Source organism: Acinetobacter sp. ANC_7655 (assembly GCF_056784015.1).
In genome coordinates, this window is record NZ_JBWYJB010000002.1 from 23,421 (window position 1) to 40,817 (window position 17,397).

Annotated in this window: 19 protein-coding genes and 2 tRNA genes; 9 read left to right on the plus strand and 12 right to left on the minus strand. The window is 38.4% G+C overall.

Going from position 1 to position 17,397, the window contains the following annotated elements; all coding sequences use genetic code 11:
- The first annotated feature begins 16 nt into the window (after window positions 1-16).
- Window positions 17-904 (plus strand): DMT family transporter, encoded by an 888-nt coding sequence (locus AC1M9N_RS04110; RefSeq protein WP_481591884.1) that lies wholly within the window; start codon window positions 17-19, stop codon window positions 902-904.
- Window positions 905-906: 2 nt separating this feature from the next.
- Here AC1M9N_RS04110 and AC1M9N_RS04115 read toward each other — a convergent pair whose 3' ends face one another.
- The 4 genes from AC1M9N_RS04115 to AC1M9N_RS04130 are packed head-to-tail and all read right to left on the minus strand — an operon-like array spanning window position 907 to window position 3,269.
- A complete protein-coding gene (locus AC1M9N_RS04115) occupies window positions 907-1,221 on the minus strand; it encodes an antibiotic biosynthesis monooxygenase family protein (protein WP_035267565.1) in 315 nt (104 codons plus the stop codon).
- A 26-nt stretch (window positions 1,222-1,247) separates the two neighbouring features.
- Entirely contained in the window at window positions 1,248-1,640 is a 393-nt protein-coding gene (locus tag AC1M9N_RS04120) for a DUF4870 family protein (protein WP_035267567.1), read from the minus strand.
- Between the two features lie 29 nt (window positions 1,641-1,669).
- Window positions 1,670-2,293, minus strand: a complete 624-nt coding sequence (locus AC1M9N_RS04125; protein WP_035267569.1) for a DUF1294 domain-containing protein — start codon at window positions 2,291-2,293, stop codon at window positions 1,670-1,672.
- Between the two features lie 25 nt (window positions 2,294-2,318).
- Window positions 2,319-3,269, minus strand: a complete 951-nt coding sequence (locus AC1M9N_RS04130) for a homoserine kinase (protein WP_481591883.1) — start codon at window positions 3,267-3,269, stop codon at window positions 2,319-2,321.
- A gap of 114 nt (window positions 3,270-3,383) precedes the next feature.
- Between AC1M9N_RS04130 and hisF the strand changes: the two genes are divergently transcribed.
- Complete coding sequence (hisF, locus tag AC1M9N_RS04135; protein WP_035267573.1) at window positions 3,384-4,142, plus strand: imidazole glycerol phosphate synthase subunit HisF; 759 nt, start codon at window positions 3,384-3,386, stop codon at window positions 4,140-4,142.
- Between the two features lie 265 nt (window positions 4,143-4,407).
- Here the strand turns inward: hisF and AC1M9N_RS04140 are convergent, their stop codons facing one another.
- On the minus strand, window positions 4,408-5,043 hold the full coding sequence (locus tag AC1M9N_RS04140; protein ID WP_180028773.1) for a sterol desaturase family protein: 636 nt from the start codon (window positions 5,041-5,043) through the stop codon (window positions 4,408-4,410).
- Between the two features lie 199 nt (window positions 5,044-5,242).
- Between AC1M9N_RS04140 and AC1M9N_RS04145 the strand changes: the two genes are divergently transcribed.
- Window positions 5,243-6,253, plus strand: coding sequence for an AraC family transcriptional regulator (locus AC1M9N_RS04145; protein ID WP_481591882.1), 1,011 nt, complete (start codon window positions 5,243-5,245; stop codon window positions 6,251-6,253).
- Window positions 6,254-6,292: 39 nt separating this feature from the next.
- Here the strand turns inward: AC1M9N_RS04145 and AC1M9N_RS04150 are convergent, their stop codons facing one another.
- Both AC1M9N_RS04150 and AC1M9N_RS04155 read right to left on the minus strand, forming a co-directional pair.
- Window positions 6,293-6,538: a hypothetical protein gene (locus AC1M9N_RS04150; RefSeq protein ID WP_179999072.1), complete on the minus strand. Its 246-nt coding sequence runs from the start codon at window positions 6,536-6,538 to the stop codon at window positions 6,293-6,295.
- A gap of 72 nt (window positions 6,539-6,610) precedes the next feature.
- Entirely contained in the window at window positions 6,611-7,654 is a 1,044-nt protein-coding gene (locus AC1M9N_RS04155; protein ID WP_481591881.1) for a DNA/RNA non-specific endonuclease, read from the minus strand.
- Window positions 7,655-7,954: 300 nt separating this feature from the next.
- Here AC1M9N_RS04155 and AC1M9N_RS04160 point away from each other — a divergent pair, with 300 nt between their 5' ends.
- Window positions 7,955-8,317 carry a hypothetical protein gene (locus tag AC1M9N_RS04160; protein ID WP_228133254.1) on the plus strand — a complete coding sequence of 121 codons (363 nt, stop codon included), beginning with the start codon at window positions 7,955-7,957 and terminating at the stop codon, window positions 8,315-8,317.
- A gap of 69 nt (window positions 8,318-8,386) precedes the next feature.
- Here AC1M9N_RS04160 and AC1M9N_RS04165 read toward each other — a convergent pair whose 3' ends face one another.
- A complete protein-coding gene (locus AC1M9N_RS04165; RefSeq protein WP_035267583.1) occupies window positions 8,387-10,267 on the minus strand; it encodes a potassium transporter Kup in 1,881 nt (626 codons plus the stop codon).
- Window positions 10,268-10,390: 123 nt separating this feature from the next.
- On the opposite strand from AC1M9N_RS04165, the gene AC1M9N_RS04170 reads away from it, so the two are divergent.
- From AC1M9N_RS04170 to AC1M9N_RS04180, 3 genes are all read left to right on the plus strand, one after another.
- Window positions 10,391-10,481 (plus strand) — tRNA-Ser (locus AC1M9N_RS04170).
- 206 nt (window positions 10,482-10,687) lie between these two features.
- Window positions 10,688-10,915 (plus strand): hypothetical protein, encoded by a 228-nt coding sequence (locus tag AC1M9N_RS04175; RefSeq protein ID WP_035267585.1) that lies wholly within the window; start codon window positions 10,688-10,690, stop codon window positions 10,913-10,915.
- A 177-nt stretch (window positions 10,916-11,092) separates the two neighbouring features.
- Window positions 11,093-11,168: transfer RNA gene (locus AC1M9N_RS04180), tRNA-Thr, on the plus strand.
- A gap of 49 nt (window positions 11,169-11,217) precedes the next feature.
- Here AC1M9N_RS04180 and AC1M9N_RS04185 read toward each other — a convergent pair.
- The 3 genes from AC1M9N_RS04185 to AC1M9N_RS04195 form a co-directional block, all read right to left on the minus strand.
- Window positions 11,218-12,057 carry a class I SAM-dependent methyltransferase gene (locus tag AC1M9N_RS04185; RefSeq protein WP_481954312.1) on the minus strand — a complete coding sequence of 280 codons (840 nt, stop codon included), beginning with the start codon at window positions 12,055-12,057 and terminating at the stop codon, window positions 11,218-11,220.
- Between the two features lie 8 nt (window positions 12,058-12,065).
- Window positions 12,066-13,364, minus strand: a complete 1,299-nt coding sequence (locus AC1M9N_RS04190) for an FAD-dependent oxidoreductase (protein WP_481612715.1) — start codon at window positions 13,362-13,364, stop codon at window positions 12,066-12,068.
- Between the two features lie 448 nt (window positions 13,365-13,812).
- The gene (locus AC1M9N_RS04195; protein WP_035267590.1) at window positions 13,813-14,682 is read right to left on the minus strand and encodes a pirin family protein; all 870 of its coding nucleotides are present in this window, start codon (window positions 14,680-14,682) and stop codon (window positions 13,813-13,815) included.
- Window positions 14,683-14,982: 300 nt separating this feature from the next.
- Here AC1M9N_RS04195 and ycaC point away from each other — a divergent pair, with 300 nt between their 5' ends.
- A complete protein-coding gene (gene ycaC / locus AC1M9N_RS04200; protein WP_035267592.1) occupies window positions 14,983-15,609 on the plus strand; it encodes an isochorismate family cysteine hydrolase YcaC in 627 nt (208 codons plus the stop codon).
- A gap of 122 nt (window positions 15,610-15,731) precedes the next feature.
- Window positions 15,732-16,655 carry a LysR substrate-binding domain-containing protein gene (locus AC1M9N_RS04205; RefSeq protein WP_481954313.1) on the plus strand — a complete coding sequence of 308 codons (924 nt, stop codon included), beginning with the start codon at window positions 15,732-15,734 and terminating at the stop codon, window positions 16,653-16,655.
- A 45-nt stretch (window positions 16,656-16,700) separates the two neighbouring features.
- Here the strand turns inward: AC1M9N_RS04205 and ahpC are convergent, their stop codons facing one another.
- On the minus strand, window positions 16,701-17,264 hold the full coding sequence (gene ahpC / locus AC1M9N_RS04210) for an alkyl hydroperoxide reductase subunit C (protein WP_035267594.1): 564 nt from the start codon (window positions 17,262-17,264) through the stop codon (window positions 16,701-16,703).
- Between the last annotated feature and the right edge of the window lie 133 nt (window positions 17,265-17,397).

Below are 17,397 nucleotides of genomic sequence, written 5' to 3' on the forward strand. Positions count from 1 at the left end.
TTCTTACTTAAAAAATATGTTGAATTTATCTCCTACCCTCAAAACCAAAACACCACAACTTGCCCTTATTGCAATTACGATGATTTGGGGTGCCAGTTTCATAACAGTCAAATATGGACTGAACTTCAGCACACCAGTGCTTTTCGTTGCCTTTCGATTTGCAGCAGCTGCGCTGGCTGTTGGTCTGATCTCACTTCAATATTGTAAATATTTTAGTGCCAAAGATATTTGGGCAGGATTTTGCATTGGAACAGTGATTGCAATTGGCTATGGAACGCAAACCATTGGCTTACAGACCATCACCAGTAGCGAGTCTGCCTTTTTGACAGCACTTTATGTGCCGTTGGTTCCCATCTTATTGTGGTTGCTCTTTAAAAAAAGGCCACATGTCATGACATGGATAGGGGCAGGACTCGCCTTTGTAGGTTTAGTTTTCTTAACAGGCAATGGGTTTGGTGCTATTCGGCTTGAATTTGGTCAGATCATTACCTTGATAGGATCAATTGCGATTGCGCTTGAAATTATTCTCATTAGTTACTTTGCACCTCGAGTCAATTTACGCCGAGTGACGATATTACAACTCATTTTTGCATCGTTAATTTGTTTTCTAATGGCACCATTGGTGGGTGAAACACAACTCCCTGAGTTTAACTGGATCTTCGTTGCGATTATTGGAGGATTAGGACTTGCAAGTGCAATCATTCAGTTAGTCATGAACTGGGCTCAACGCGTGGTTGATCCTTCACAGGCTGCCATTATTTATTCTGGCGAACCTGTTTGGGCGGCTTTGATTGGGAGATTAGCAGGTGAGCGTTTAGCTATGCTCTCAATTTTAGGTGGCGTGTTGGTTGTGCTCGGTGTAATTACCAGTGAGTGGAGACCAAAATTTAAGAAGAAAGAATAAGCTTATTGGGGCTCTTTTAGCTTTAACATCATACATGGTTGAAAATACTGTGCTTCAGGCATAGGCGCATAAAAGGGATGCAAGAGTTCCTTCCATTTTAAATACGCCTCTGACTGCCTAAAACCTTCCGTATGATCTTCAAGTTTGTTCCAGTAAATCAGTAAAATATAAGCATGTTCATTATTCGTATTTTTAATCAGCTGAACCGCATTTAGCCCCTTCATTGGTGAAATAATGTCTTTAGCTAATTTAAAAGCATTTTCGAATGCCTCACTCTGGTTCATTTTGATATTTAAATGAACATGCTCAATAATCATGACACCACCCCATTCATGAGTTTTAATTATTGATACATTGGCTCGTTATCATTGACCTTAATAATTCCTTTGATCGCACGATAAACAATCCAAACCCATGACAAACCAATCACTGCGATACAGAATGTTGTTGCACCCAGTGCTACACCAGCAAAGGCATTAGGATTGTCACCCGTGAAGAATAAGAACAAAAACGGCAGGAACGCGATGATATTCCAAATTAAATACCACCAAAAAGTACGAATTTGCCAAGTAAAATGACTTTCAAAAATTGAGCCCTGTACCTTTGATCGTTTCCAATAGTTAATAATTAGCGCAATAACCGCCAAAATACCTGCTGAAAAAATAGCGATGATATACAGGATATAAAGTAAAATCGTTAAGCTGCGGTTTGGATCTTGATCAGCTGTATAATTCATAAAGTCACCTTTTTAATTTTTTTGAGGCTTTATAATTTCAAACCATTAAATGGTGAAATTATCCATAAAATAATCAGTATATTAAACGCTATAGTACAGAAATAAATTTTTCGAAATGGTTGTTTTTGTGTTTTATGACGCAAGCGTTGCTGAGCAAGCCAAGCACTCGGCCATCCTCCTAATAGAGAAACCACATGTAATGTATTTTCTGGTACACGTTGACTCCCCTGTTGAGCCGCCGCTTTATCGTGTGCATATAAGCCATAGGTGATCAGGTTCATCAATAAAATGACCAACACCACCATCATACTCAATAGCCCCAATAGGACTAATGTAGCAAGCGTCAAGATATAAGCAATAATCGCTACTTGCATCGGTTGCATTTTTTGTTGAGTAACTGGTGAATGACGCGGCTTCGTTTTTACTTTTTTTGCCTGAGTCGCTTTTAAGTATGTTACTTGTTTCGCTTTAAATCGACCTTGACCATCCAATTGAACGATATACTCCAAAGCACAACCTGGAATCGGTCTTGGGCCTGGTTTGGCAAAATCTTTAATGTGAAGGAAAACGCGATCTTTGGATGAATCATTGGGTTGAATAAATCCATAGCCTTTTTCATCAAACCATTCAACTAGACGACCTTGATCACGCATATTTCCCCCAGATTTTTTAAATTTTTTAAGCTGTTACAAATTTTAATCGTTCAACCAGCATATTGCGCATTTCTAAAGGATTTTTTTGCAAAATATCTTCGCCAACACGCCCCATTTCTTTGTTCTTTTGAGCCACTAGCAAACGCATCATCCAGAAACGCCCAGCTGCCATCGCTAAATAGAGTTCTAGACATGATTTTTCATCACTGGTCATTTCACGTACACTTTGATAAGCCTCCAAGAATGCTAAGGCCTTTTCCTCATTCAAATGAACACTTGGATATTCCGTACAGAAATCATTCATCGTAATGGCGATATCAAACAAAAGTTCATCTTTATTCAACTCATAAAAATCGAGTATCCCTTTTAAAGTAGCCCCTTCAAATAAAGTGTTATCTCTAAATAGGTCAGAATGGATAAAACCTCGTGGACGATCAGGGTACATTGCGGTAAGAGCGTCATATAAACCTAACAAACTATTTAATAATACTTGATCGGCTGGATTTAACGTAGGTCGAAGCTGCTGAGCCACACTTAACCAATAATCATGATTACGATACTCTGCGCGCTCTAAGGGAAAGTTATCGAGAGCCACATGTATTTGAGCCTGTGCAATAGCAATGGACTGAACCTGTTCAAGTGATGAAGGCATAGGATGCTTGCCACGCATTCTAGGCGCAATTTGTGCAGGTTTATTTTTTAAGATCTGAATCGAACGTCCTGAATGTTTCAAAGGTACAGGCACAGGCAGACCTGCATGACCCAGATGCTCAAGTACAGGGACGAGTTCACCTGCGCCTTGCTTATCCATATCTTCAAAAATTGTTAAAACAAATTCGGTTTGATCTGCACAAACTAGAAAATAGTTCGTATTTTGAATACCTCCTTGAATCGGAATCAGGTCAATCACCTCTAATCCATAAGGCGTAGCAAAATCCTGAACTTCCTTTAAAGTCAAAGTGGTATAAACCGACATAAAAAAACCTGCGAAAAAACTTACATTATTTTGATAGAATACCTGCTCCGACTACCAAGGTGTAGCACCAAAGTCTGTAAGTTTCATAATCGGCTGTTATTTTTGGAAAAAATTATGCTTGCTAAACGTATTATTCCTTGCCTCGACGTAGATAACGGTCGAGTTGTAAAAGGTGTTCAATTCCTTGATATTCGTGATGCAGGCGACCCAGTTGAAGTAGCACGTCGTTATAACGAACAAGGTGCAGATGAGATTACTTTTCTCGATATCACTGCAACATCTAATGGGCGTGACACCACTTACCGTACGGTTGAGCGTATGGCTGAAACTGTATTTGTACCACTGACCGTAGGTGGCGGTGTTCGTAAAGTTGAAGATATTCGTTTATTGCTTAACGCTGGTGCAGACAAAGTCAGTATTAACTCAGCTGCTGTCTTTAATCCTGAATTCGTTCAAGAAGCCTCTCAACGTTTTGGTGCACAATGTATTGTAGTTGCGATTGATGCAAAAAAAACGGGTGAAAATAAGTGGGAGATTTTCACACATGGTGGTCGCAAACCAACGGGTATCGATGCGATTGAATGGTCTGTGAAAATGGCAGAATACGGCGCAGGCGAATTGCTCATTACGTCAATGGATGCAGATGGTACAAAAGCTGGTTATGACTTAGCATTGATGCGTCAGATTAATGATCGTGTAACGATTCCAACGATTGCTTCAGGTGGTGTGGGTAATCTTCAACATCTAGCAGACGGAATTTTACAAGGGGGTGCTGATGCAGTGCTTGCAGCCTCTATCTTCCACTTTGGTCAACACACTATCCCGGAAGCAAAACAATATTTAGCTGAACAAGGCATTGAAATGCGTCTTTAATCATGCCCCATAAAAAAGAGGCAAATGCCTCTTTTTTTGCAAAAAAAAGAGCCCGAAGGCCCTAAAAACCAAGAAAAAACAGCGCTTGGTTCGTTATGCAAAGCGATAAACTGGAGAGTTCTACCATCAGATTTTCATTCTCCGATTTATTCATCTCATATCATAAATGACAGATCTGCACGAAATCTTGACAAAAGCTACATATTTTATTGACCAAACATGACAAATCAGACGTCAATTCAGCCAATTCCATATCTAATCTGACTTACTCCACTATAGCCAAAGCTTTTTTTGAAATATCGGAGCGCGCTGCTTTCTGCTCAACCCACTTTGCGGGGAAATATTGTTCAACGATATGATTGACTCGTTTTGAAATAAAAGACGGTAACTGCACCCCTAAAGGGTTATCTTCCTTCAAATCTGGCGTTGAAATGACGCGTGTCCCTAAAATGTAATCAAACCAAGGCTTAGTGACACACCAATTTGCATCTTGATTGGCGTTCATATGGTGGTCATAGTGCCAAGGAATTTTCTTTTTTGCCCAATGAGGTTCGAGGTGAGCTCTGCGATGCGTGTAGTAGTAGTTACAAGCACTATAAAGCACGGATAAACTCATGCCTTTCGAGATTGGATAAAATGCTGTTCCAAATACAGCAGCAACAATCCCCAATGATACGATTTCATTTTTTGTTCGCCAATTTGAGATTCCCTCTACATAACCCTCATCATGGAAATCTTGTGTTCTAACTTCACGGTGATGTGCCCAATGAGATTCCATATTTTTAGGCACAGGACTAAACCTCGCTTTACCCGGACGGTGTACACCATGTAGAACATATTTATGCGCGACCCATTCAAATCCATTGGCAATGATTAAGCCTGCAACAAAACCTTTAATCATGTTCAAAATCCCTGTTTCTTTTCTTTCAATATATCTAACTCAAGCTCTCAACCATTGACGCAAGATAAAATTTTCATTGACAAATCACGACATATTTTTCAATGTCGTATGGTAGAAAAAGCGCTTGTATGGCACTGTAAAAACAGGCTTAATAACTCATCGTGATTTCAATTGATAAAACAAGAAAAGTATTAATCACATGCAGCAGATAAAGGACTATTCAGGCTCGGTTCATGGTGGACTTGGACATCTCTTACATAATTATTGTGAAGAGAACGGTCTCCCTATTTCTGCAAAATTGGCAAGTATTCAGCAAGCCGAACGCTTTGACTTTAGCATTTGGCGTGAAATATTAAATGAAATTTATGAAGTACACCCACAACCTGCGTTAGGGTTAGAAATTGCTCAATGGGTCAAACCACAACATTTAGGCATTATCGCGTATATCGCTTTATCATGCGATAACCTAGCAGAAGCACTCACCCGTTATCATGAATATCATCGTTTAATTTATGATGGTACACCTCTCGCCGTCGATCTGGAGCAAGGCGTATTTAGCGTACGTTGGGAAGATTTGCCGATGCATTTGTCGACACAAATCACGGATGAAATTGCGATGGCATTATTGGTTGAATTTCTAAAACGTTATGCGGGTATTGAGCATTTACATATTCAAGAAATTCACTTTCGCTTTCCAGCACCAAAAAATGTTGCGATTTATGAGCGTTTTTTTCAGAGCAAAGTAAAATTCTCTCAGCCTCATGTCAAGCTTACTTTTCCAAGCCAGCTCCTACAAGCACCGATTAAACAAGCTGATCAAACTTTACAAAAACTCCTGATGCAGCAAGCTCAAGATTTGTTAAGTCGACTCCCCAATAACACACAAATCGATGAGCGGTTACAGCAAGCCATTCTGATTGGAATCCAAAGACACAATTATCAAATTCAAACTGTCGCAGAACAAGTGGGAATGTCAGTCAGACAACTTCAGCGCCATTTACAAAATCAAGGTGATACCTATCAGCAGCGCGTTCAAGAAGTCCGCAAACTTCTAGCGATTCAATATTTACAAGATCCTTATCTCAGCTTACATGAGATTTCGTTATTGCTCAGTTATTCAGAACAAAGTGCATTCCAACGCGCATTTCGTCAGTGGATGAAGATGACGCCCCAACAGTGGCGTATTCAACATCATATTCGCAGTTCATGATTGTCAATCTAAGCCATCATTCTAAAGATGATTAATGAATCACAAGAATGGATTTTCTATTTCATTCTCAGCCGTCGTTTCTATTTTTTCTGCTAAATTTTTTTGATCTTCTAAATAGATGACCATTGCATCTAAATATTGTTTTAACGCTTTCGCAGCGGCTAAACCGGCTTGATCTTTGGTGATTTGTAAGTTGCCATAAATACTCACACGATCAAGATCATTTTCAAGCGTCAGATCATGTATCGAATGTGACTCAGTCCCATTTTCAAAAGGCTTAAACATGGCAAATCTCTTTATGTTTATAAATATCAATCCCTGAAGATAAATGAATCTTCAGGGCAAATTCGAGCTTTTTTATTTAAGGATTTGTAATAAATATTGCAACAACGCTTGAACCAACTCTTTCACGATTGCATCTTGTGCTTGTTCATCGATCTTAGCCTCTTGATTCGTTACGGTTGTATTGACAGGTACGCTTTGACTACTAAACTCTTTTTGCAGCGCTTTGAGTTGATCTGTTGAGATATCAACTGCACATTGGCTTTCGGCATCCCAGTGCGAATACTCTATCGCTTGTTGAGCTTTGACCTGATTGGCTTTTAATGGCAATTTATAAGTATTACGCTTTTGCTCAGATGTAAGTTGAGGAAACAGATTCATGCCAAGCACTTCTTCTAACTGGCATACACTGACCACTTGCATCTGTAGTGAATTATTATTTGGAGCGTAATATGCGCCAATAGCACCTGTTTTAGGTATATATACGGCTTTAAACACCGCTGTTGGAACAATAACACCGCGTCCAATGGTTTTCAGTTTTTTGCCACTATATACAGGCCCGGTAATCACATACACATCATGTTTCTGCTTCGTAACGATTGCACGTGTCGCTTCCTCAATTTCTCGCCAGATTTGTTGGTTATTCTGCGGAGCTTGAGGAACCATATTGGCTAAAGAAAAACTGTCGTACTGTGCAGCTTTATTTGGCATATCAGCATTTGGAGCCATATGACCACGGTCATATCCCGACCCACGATAATCTGATAATAATGCTCGATGCTTTTCTGCTACACGAGTCTCCTCATGGAAACTGTCTTCTCTTTTTATTTTTTGGCTCAGCCGATCTGGATTCAGATATTCAGCTACCCATAATGGTGTTTTTGAGACACCAGAATACATAGTGGTGAATCCATTAAAGCATAATGGGTAGCGATCTTTATTTAAGCTCTCTTTGATTAAATAAGGTGGCTCTTGGCGATAAAATTGATTTAGACAAGCTGTATTATTAACCGAACCTGAAAATGGCAGATATGAAGACAACTTTTCTTGACCGAAAGCAATTGCAAAGCTTCCTGCTGCAACAATACCTAATACAGCTTTTACCACAATATTATTCAAACTCAGATTACCTATTCATTCCGTGTTCAACTTCTGGCCCAATGCGTGGGCTTTATTCAAAACCGGCCACAGCTTAACAAGCTATGAATTTGAAGTACATCAAGTGAATTTTCAAGTGAATAAAGGATCTTCGCATTCCGTTCAAATATCACTCAAAATAAGTAACAAATTGTTGTTTTTATAGAATAGTTTTTTAATACTCTTTAAGGTTTTACGTGTATTTGATTGAATTACATCAATTACTTGTGAGATGGTATAAAAGTTATTTAGTAAATTAAAAGAATTGAAAGTGAGGACACTATGAAATTAGCACATACTTCTTTGACAGCATTAGTAATGGGTTTATCTTTGGCAAGTGCAAGTGCATTTGCTGAGCCACCAGTTCAAGCTGGCGAAACTTTGGAAAGCCTTTCTAAAGCTAAAGTCGTAACAACAGTGAATGGTCAGCCTGGTACTTTACAAGAAGTATTAGCTAATGGTCAGATGAAAGTTATTTCTGAAGGTGCTACAACACAAGCGCCTGCTGATGCGAAAGCGCCTATTGGAAACTTACCACCTGCTGAAGCAGAAGAAACTGCTCCTCAAGCACAAACTGCAGTTCCAGCTCAACCTGAAGTAAATGCAACTGAAGAAGCGCCTGTAGAAGCACCAGCGGCTGAGTAAGGTATTAGGCTTAATAAAAAACCGCCTTTGAGGCGGTTTTTTATATCCAAAATTTTAGCAAACGCTTACTCAGATTTCGATCTGGCTTCCCATTTCGACCACGCGATTTGGTGGAATTAAATAGAAATCACTCACAGGACTGGTATTCCGCTGCATTGATATAAATAATTTTTCACGCCATGGCGCCATTCCTTCTCCCACGGTATGAATCAGACGATCACGTGAAATAAAGAAACTAATTTGCATCATATCAAATTCAAAATTTAACTGCTCATATGCCGCTTTCAGCGCGACTGGAATGTTGGGTTGGTCTTTAAACCCATAATATACAAAAATCCTAAAGAATCGATTATCCATCTTTTCTACACGAATTCTCTCAATATCAGGTACATAAGGTACATCTTTAGTAATGACCGTAATCATCATATTACGTTCGTGTAGAACCTTATTATGCTTAATATTGTGCAACATCGCATGTGGAACGATATTAGGTGTTCCTGTGAGGAAAATTGCATCCCCAGGAACGATCAGAGTTTCATCACTCATCTTGACACTTTGAATAAAGAGATCAATAGGTAACGCATCAGACTCAAGCTTATTAAGTACGATTTGACGGCCATCTTTCCACGTCATTAAAACGGTAAATACAATTGCACCAATCAAGATTGGCACCCATCCACCACCAACAATTTTTAAAGAAGTCGAAGCAACAAAAATGAGGTCGATGATCAATAAAGGCACAGCAAAAAGGGCTACTTTCCAAACAGGCCAGCGCCAAACGCCATAAGCTAAAATCGAAATTAAAATCGTACCGCACAGCATCGTCATGGTCACTGCTACACCGTAGGCACTGGCAAGATTCGCGCTATTTTCAAATAATAAAATGAGAATAATGACTGAAATAAATAATACCCAGTTGATGAACGGGACATAGATTTGTCCTTGTTCAACATCAGATGTATGTTGCACGGTTAAACGCGGTAAATAGCGCAATTGAATCGCTTGATTGACCATTGAGAATACGCCCGTAATCACCGCTTGAGACGCAATCACGGCAGCAGCGGTTGCAAGACCAATCATTGGAAATAAAGCCCAATCAGGGACTAACAGATAAAATGGGTTCTCAATTGCATTTGGATCTCGTAAAAGTAAAGCACCTTGACCCGCATAGTTAAAAACTAGACTTGGCAATACAATCACAAACCAAGCAAGCTTAATAGGCATACGACCAAAATGCCCCATATCTGCATATAGTGCTTCACCCCCCGTCATCGTTAAAATGACGGCACCCATCGTGAGGAATGCAACAAAAGGTTGGTTGATGATAAAGCCAAACGCCCAATGCGGACTGATCATTGCCAACACGAACGGTGTTTGCATAACACTCCATAAGCCTAATAGTCCAATTGATGCAAACCACAATAATGTGATTGGTCCAAAGAACTTACCCATGGTCGCCGTGCCGTGGCGCTGAATTAAAAACAGTGCTGTTAAAATACCGATGGCCAATGGTAATAACCATTGATTAAACATCGGAGTCGCAATACTTAAACCTTCAATCGCGGATAAAATAGAAATTGCTGGGGTAATAATGCCATCACCAAAAAACAGTGATGCACCGATAAAGCCCAAGGCAATGAGATAAATTTTGCGCTGATCTGCAATACGAGTTGAACGTAGATTTAAGGCAAGAAGCGACATAATACCGCCTTCACCATTGTTATCTGCCTTCATAATGACTGAGACATATTTAAAGCTGATGGTGAGCATCATGCACCAGAAAATGAGCGACAAAATGCCCAGAACGGTTGCCTCAGTAATTGCAATATGAGCCGTAAGGAAGCATTGACGCAATGCATACAGAGGACTGGTTCCAATGTCACCAAACACCACCCCTAATGCTGCCAATGTTACCGCAGGAAGTGCGGCTTTTTTTGCAGTGCTTTGCATATTTTAGTCTTCATGCATTCGACAGAATTTTTCGGCAATCATATCACTGGCTAAAAACTTTTTCTTTAAATCAATTGTTTCAACTTGGCATCTGCTTTTTTTTTAGTTATCATCGCACGCCTTGGTGAAGTGTCCGAGTGGCTGAAGGAGCACGCCTGGAAAGTGTGTATACGTTAATAGCGTATCGAGGGTTCGAATCCCTCTTTCACCGCCAGAATTTAAAAAACCGAATCTCATGATTCGGTTTTTTTTCGCCTAAAACTTCGCTTTTGGCACGTATCTCGCTTCATTTTACTGTCATCAACATCATGTTAAGTTAATAAAAACAATACTTAAGGAGCTGAGCAACCTAACAACGTTATTCAAATAGATGATTTTTGCACACCTATAAAATAGAGAACCTGCTATTCCGGAGATAATATGAATAACAGCGCCAACTATGTAAAACAAATTAAAAATGCAAAACGTGGTGGCTACACACCCACTATCGCTAAAGATGTGAATAAACACAAAATTCAAAAAGCGCTAAGATTAATTGAGCAATGGAGAAAATTAGCACAAGAGTTAAAACCTCAAATGCAATTTGATATGGCTTATACTCTTGAAGAGTGTGCACAAGACCTTGATCGTATTCTAAAAAACAAATAACTGATCCTATAAAATTCTCTCAAGATGCCTGTACACGCTATGACGGGCATCACTATAAAATGAGGAGAAAAGAAGATCAAAAATAAAGCAAAAACAATTCATCCTGCTCAATTTTAATTAATCGATTAATTTTTGACTTGCGTTTTAGTGAAAAAACGCTATTATTCTCTCCACGTTGCCGGCATAGCTCAGTTGGTAGAGCAACTGACTTGTAATCAGTAGGTCCACAGTTCGAATCCGTGTGCCGGCACCATTTTATACTTAGCCTCGCTTTTTAGTGAGGCTTTGTTGTTTTTGATGATTTATTTTTTACTTGCACTCACTTGTACATACCGTACGATTCCCTCTTGATAAAGTTTCGCACACAACTTTGCTGTCATCTTAATTTTTGCCAAATCTAAAACGTGATACGAATGAGCTTGGATGTTCTTTTTAAAAATATCACTCTGAATATACGTTGCAAATCCTGCAAATACCTCGCGACTCAGATCTTGAATATGTATATCTCTAAAGCCCATTTGCGCTAATATTGATTGCGTTTCATCGAATGAATGCAAATGGTTCAGTTGAACGTCAGCTGCTTTTAATAAAAATTTAACTTTCAATTGCGCTAGAGGACTTAATGCATAGAACTTCGAATTCAAAGCAAGATAATGAAATGCTAAGCGTCCTTTTGAATTCAAAATACCATCTACAGAACGAAGAAATAAATTCAAATTACTGTGATAAGCAGCATCGATGCAAATTGCAACATCAAATTTAAATTCAAATGATCTAGATTCTAAATTTAAAAATGTTCCTTGCGAGATCTGATCGATATGGGGTAAAAATTTACGCGTATGATTTACATAATATTCTTGTAATTCAATTCCTTCCAAGTATTCGATTTGAAATTTTTCTTTCCATAAAATTAAGCTAGCACCTTGCCCACAACCTAAATCAATTAATTTATCTTTTGAATTTAAATCAATAGATTGAGCAAGGGTTATTGCGAGTAACTCGCAGGCTTGTGGATAATTCAGCTGGTCAGTTTTCCACAGACCTAAATTACTCCAAGCACAATTACGGTGATCCCCCAATAAAGCTGCATTGATCGCATATTTATGTTGAGGTGCTTTCATCCATGCTTGGAGCTTCTTCATTCAATCCCTTAATATCCTAACTCTGGTGCAACTTGTACCTTAGGCTTTAAACCTAAAAATGGTAACGGCGCATCGAGTAATTTTGCTATATCCATTGCTGAAGTCACCGCTGACTCCAAAATTGGTAATCCATCACATGACCAAGAGCCACAATAAAATACTTTACGACCTTGTTGTTGGTGACGAGCATTCAACTCATGCGTTAGTGGTAGAGTATGTCGGTCTACAACAGCTCTAGTGAGTTTCACTTTATGTATTACTTTTTTAGGATCAATCTCAATTACTGGATTCCAAGTTTGAAAAACAGGAGATTTACCCACTAATGTTGGCTCAATCGAATTCAGCCAAACAGTGAAATGCTGTTTAGTAAATTTACGATCCATCATATAACTCAATACGCACCAATCTTTACGCTTCACAGGCATTACCACTGAATCAGTATGAATGACCAATTCACCATCAACAAACTTAAATTGTTTGAGAAGTGCAATATCATCCGCAAACTGTTCAGCATCTAAAAACTCATGAACTTTTGTTGTTGGTGTCGCGACAATCACGCGATCAAATAAGTCAGATTCACCTGCTTCATTTTCCACATAGACTAAATCACCCTGCTCTTGTACACGAGTAATGGGCTGCCCACTTCTTAAATCGATATCTTCCAGCAATTTATCAACGAAAGCTGGCGTCCCACCTTGAATTCGAAGGAGTGCATCTCCATCCGTCAGTTGGCGTAAGAAAATCAACAATGGTTTTGCTGGCCATTCACCAATGGTTTTTGCATCACATGTACAAATGGTAAATAGGACAGGCATGACTGCCCCATTCCAAAATACTTCTTCTATTTGGTTATATTTAACGAACTCATCTAAAGTGATATCTTGATTTTTAGATTTAAAAAACTGCTTCAATGCAGATCTAAGTTGTAACATCCCTTTCACTAAACGGATGCCATATTGCTTTAATCCTTTTCGATTGTTAATGATTGGAAAGTTGCCTATGCGTGAACGTGATGTTGTCAGCCAAGTATCGATTTTATCTTCAAATAACCAGCTACATGACATATAGGTACGTACTGGAAAAGTGTTGAGACCCAAATGTGTGGCAAGACTCAATGTATTTTTCCAGAGCATTGGATTCATGACACGTAATGGCGAATCAATAATCCCACCTTCATACTCAAGACTATAACTATCCATACCACGCCCTGGAAGCGCCTCGAAAACTGTGATCTGGTGACCAGCATCCTTGAGAATTCTCGCAGTTGCCAACCCTGCCATACCACTTCCAATCACTGCAATTTTCAAAATTATGATCCAAGCATTAAAAATTTTTTTAATTATGCGATAGAACACTTTGAAACTTGCTATTAAAAACTTCCAGATTTTATTTGTTTTTGATTAATTTTTAATCAAATAAATTTACGTAAAATTCTTGCTACACTATTCGTCATACGCTAAATATTTAATACACTTGTATTTTTTAAGAAATCAAAAAATATGTTTAAAAACAAAATAGATATTTTCACCAATAATTTAATTTTTTAGTTTACAGCTTAAAAAAAATGCATTATCATTGTTTTGAAAATGAGAACTACATCACATTAATAAGAAGCACAAATAGAATGTGATCTAGAAAATAAATATAAATTACAGCGTATAAGGACCTCTGTTGTGTGGGATAGAGGTCCTTTATTTTTTTAAAATGATGATCACAAAAAAAGCGGAAATGATATTTCCGCTTTTGTCGTTCCAATTAACGTGCAATTTCACCAAATTTACCATTATTGAAATCATGAAAAGCTTGAATGATTTCTTCTTTGGTGTTCATGACGAATGGTCCATGCCCTTGAATTGGCTCATTTAGTGGCTCACCTGTAAGCACTAAAAATTGTGTATCTTTATATGCTTGCAATTGAATTGCTGCCTCACCATCACGAGCAAACATCACAATTGAACTGTCTAGAACTTTTTGAGTCCCATTAATTACGAGTTCACCATTCAACACTACAACCAATACATTGTGATCTACAGGAACATGTATGAATGTTTCATACTCAGCTTTAAGCTGACCATCCCACACATTTATTGGAGTAAATGTTTCAGCAGGACCATAATGACCACCAAACTCACCCGCAATTACACGGATGTGACCAGCATCATCATCCATGGTAATTGTTGGAATATCATGAGATGTGATCGCTTGATAACGTGGTTGAGTCATTTTATCTTTGGCTGGTAGATTGACCCAAAGCTGTGCCATTTCAAGAATTCCACCTTTTTGAGCAAATTCAGGAGAATGAAACTCTTCGTGAACCAATCCAGCCCCAGCAGTCATCCATTGCACATCTCCTGCCTCGATAACACCACCACCACCACTGGAATCCTTATGTGCCAAACCACCTTGGTAGGCGATAGTCACTGTTTCAAATCCGCGATGAGGATGTGAACCAACACCTAACTGACGTGTCGTTGGCTCAAAGTGATGTGGTGCACCATAATCTAATAACAAAAAAGGACTAAGTGCTTGACCTAACCGATCATAAGAAAATAAGTTACGCACTGGCAGACCATCACCAACCCAATGTGTATGTTGGTTACGATAAACCCCAATTACTCTTTTCATCTTTTACTCCTATATTCGATAGGATGAACATGCGCTCATTTTAGACTTTGCACAGAAAATAAAAAGAGCTTTACTGCCACACAGATTCCTATTTTTATGATTATAATAATCTAAATTAATTCATATATGTGACTATTCACTGAAATTTGAAATTCATGATTACAATATTCCTATTAATAAGACTAATTATCCTAAAAATGGTCACAAATTTATCTCATTTTCAGTCTAATATAACTGGTGACTGAATACGAGTTCATTGATACGTATTCACACTTACTAACATCATAGAGGCTAATAATAATGGGCAAACCTTACGTTCGTTTAGATAAAGATAATGCAGTAGTGCTTTTAGTCGATCACCAAACAGGTCTTCTTTCTCTTGTACGTGATATCGATCCTGATAAGTTTAAAAACAATGTTTTAGCACTCGCAGCAGCAGCAAAATACTTTAACTTGCCGACAATTTTAACAACAAGTTTTGAAGATGGTCCTAATGGTCCACTCGTTCCAGAATTAGTTGAAATGTTCCCTGATGCTCCATATATCGCGCGTCCAGGTCAAATCAATGCTTGGGATAACGAAGATTTTGTAAATGCTGTTAAAGCGACAGGTAAAAAACAACTGATCATCGCTGGTGTTGTGACTGAAGTATGTGTTGCATTCCCTACACTTTCAGCTCTTGCTGAAGACTTTGATGTATTCGTGATTACTGATGCATCTGGTACATTCAACCAAATTACGCGCGATGCTGCATGGAACCGCATGTCTCAAGCAGGTGCTCAACTTATGACATGGTTTGGTGCTGCAGGTGAGTTACATCGTGACTGGCGTAATGATATCGAAGGTTTAGGTGCTTTATTCGGTGAGCATATTCCTGACTATAAAAACTTAATGGTTAGCTATGTAAAGAACACCACTAAAAAATAATATTTAATAAAAGCGACCTTTGGGTCGCTTTTTTTTACCATATTCAAAACCCAAGATGATTTCTTGAACGGCTTAGTTTAACCTATGCTTAAACTTTATCGGATCAGGCGTCGAGGTGAAAATTGCATTCATTTGATGACTATTACTATTTTTATTTGGTCGTTAAATACGGCGGTTTCAGTGCTGCTAGTGACGCGTCAAATATAACTAAATCAAAGCTTAGTCGACGTATTTTAGAACTCGAAGCAAAATTTAATGTCACACTCATTCAACGTTCTACTCGCCATTTCAAAGTAACGCCTTTAGGTCAAGAATTTTTTCAAGAATGTGAAAAAGTAATCAACCAAGTTGATTGCGCTCATAATGTTTTACTTAAACAGAAAAGTGAACCTCAGGGTCTAGTTAAAATTAGTTGCCCACCCGTAATGATGCGTTATCAAATTCGCTCTTTACTCAATGATTTTTTGAAGCGCTATCCAAAAGTTCAAGTCGAGATGGAATTAACCAGCCGACGCGTAGATGTATTGCACGATGATATTGACTTGGCGATCAGAACTAATTTTTCTGCCAATGAAGACTCCACCATCGTGGTTCGTGATGTCATCAAAACCACTCATTGTTTAGTGGCAACCCCTGAGCTTTTACAGGGTCGCGTTTTAGAATATCCAACTGAAATCAATGATTTTCCAACAATTGTTTTAGGAACTCAAAAAACTCATTATCAATGGAATTTGCACCGAATTGAAGGGCATGATCTCATTGAAATTCCATTACAACCACGTATTAAAAGTAATGATTTGGCTGGTGTGTATTATTCAGTAATGGATGGATTAGGTATTGCAGATCTACCTTATCTTACAGTGCAAAAGGATTTGGCAGCAGGACGGCTTATACACATCTTGCCTGACTGGTGCTCAAATATAGGGACTGTGCAACTCGTTTATGCATCACGTAAAGGACAACGACTCGTGATGGAAAAACTCATCGACCAATTGGTTGAAGGTTTACGACAAGCAGCACAAAATCAAGAAGGTTATGCCTCTTAATAAAAAACCAGCACATCGTGCTGGTTCTTTACTTTTCAACTTAATTTAGATCTTACCAACAAGATCGATTGATGGTGCAAGTGTAGCATCACCTTCTTTCCATTTCGCAGGACATACTTCGCCTGGGTGAGCATGAACATATTGAGCCGCTTTCACTTTGCGAAGAAGTTCTTGAGCATCACGACCAATACCACCTGCATTAATCTCTACAATTTGAATTTTTCCTTCAGGATCAATTACAAATGTACCACGATCTGCCAAACCTTCAGATTCAATCAATACATCAAAGTTTTTAGACAATGTCCACGTTGGGTCACCAATAAGTGGATACTGAATTTTACCAATCACATCAGAAGTATCATGCCAAGCTTTATGTGTGAAATGAGTATCTGTAGATACACCATAAATTTCTACACCTAACTTTTGGAATTCAGCATAGTTATCAGCAAGATCGCCTAATTCTGTTGGACATACAAATGTAAAATCTGCAGGATAGAAAAAGACAACAGACCATTTACCTTTAAAATCTTGCTCAGAAACTTCAATGAACTCACCATTTTGATAAGCAGTTGCATTGAATGGTTTGACTTCAGTATTGATTAAACTCATGTGTTTTCCTCTATTTCTTTGTGAGAGTGTTGCTTCATTGAAATAGAGAATACAAAAGATGATTAAATTGGTAAAACCGAAAGTATTTATAAAAACAATCGAATTTCTAGATTTAAAAGTTAATATATTTCTT

What these genes read in the sequence shown, in the direction of transcription:
- AC1M9N_RS04110 (WP_481591884.1), top strand. Translation starts at nt 17, where the DNA reads ATGTTGAATTTATCTCCTACCCTCAAAACCAAAACACCACAACTTGCC.
- AC1M9N_RS04115 (WP_035267565.1), bottom strand. Translation starts at nt 1,221, where the DNA reads ATGATTATTGAGCATGTTCATTTAAATATCAAAATGAACCAGAGTGAG.
- AC1M9N_RS04120 (WP_035267567.1), bottom strand. Translation starts at nt 1,640, where the DNA reads ATGAATTATACAGCTGATCAAGATCCAAACCGCAGCTTAACGATTTTA.
- AC1M9N_RS04125 (WP_035267569.1), bottom strand. Translation starts at nt 2,293, where the DNA reads ATGCGTGATCAAGGTCGTCTAGTTGAATGGTTTGATGAAAAAGGCTAT.
- AC1M9N_RS04130 (WP_481591883.1), bottom strand. Translation starts at nt 3,269, where the DNA reads ATGTCGGTTTATACCACTTTGACTTTAAAGGAAGTTCAGGATTTTGCT.
- hisF (WP_035267573.1), top strand. Translation starts at nt 3,384, where the DNA reads ATGCTTGCTAAACGTATTATTCCTTGCCTCGACGTAGATAACGGTCGA.
- AC1M9N_RS04140 (WP_180028773.1), bottom strand. Translation starts at nt 5,043, where the DNA reads ATGATTAAAGGTTTTGTTGCAGGCTTAATCATTGCCAATGGATTTGAA.
- AC1M9N_RS04145 (WP_481591882.1), top strand. Translation starts at nt 5,243, where the DNA reads ATGCAGCAGATAAAGGACTATTCAGGCTCGGTTCATGGTGGACTTGGA.
- AC1M9N_RS04150 (WP_179999072.1), bottom strand. Translation starts at nt 6,538, where the DNA reads ATGTTTAAGCCTTTTGAAAATGGGACTGAGTCACATTCGATACATGAT.
- AC1M9N_RS04160 (WP_228133254.1), top strand. Translation starts at nt 7,955, where the DNA reads ATGAAATTAGCACATACTTCTTTGACAGCATTAGTAATGGGTTTATCT.
- AC1M9N_RS04165 (WP_035267583.1), bottom strand. Translation starts at nt 10,267, where the DNA reads ATGCAAAGCACTGCAAAAAAAGCCGCACTTCCTGCGGTAACATTGGCA.
- AC1M9N_RS04175 (WP_035267585.1), top strand. Translation starts at nt 10,688, where the DNA reads ATGAATAACAGCGCCAACTATGTAAAACAAATTAAAAATGCAAAACGT.
- AC1M9N_RS04185 (WP_481954312.1), bottom strand. Translation starts at nt 12,057, where the DNA reads ATGAAGAAGCTCCAAGCATGGATGAAAGCACCTCAACATAAATATGCG.
- AC1M9N_RS04195 (WP_035267590.1), bottom strand. Translation starts at nt 14,682, where the DNA reads ATGAAAAGAGTAATTGGGGTTTATCGTAACCAACATACACATTGGGTT.
- ycaC (WP_035267592.1), top strand. Translation starts at nt 14,983, where the DNA reads ATGGGCAAACCTTACGTTCGTTTAGATAAAGATAATGCAGTAGTGCTT.
- ahpC (WP_035267594.1), bottom strand. Translation starts at nt 17,264, where the DNA reads ATGAGTTTAATCAATACTGAAGTCAAACCATTCAATGCAACTGCTTAT.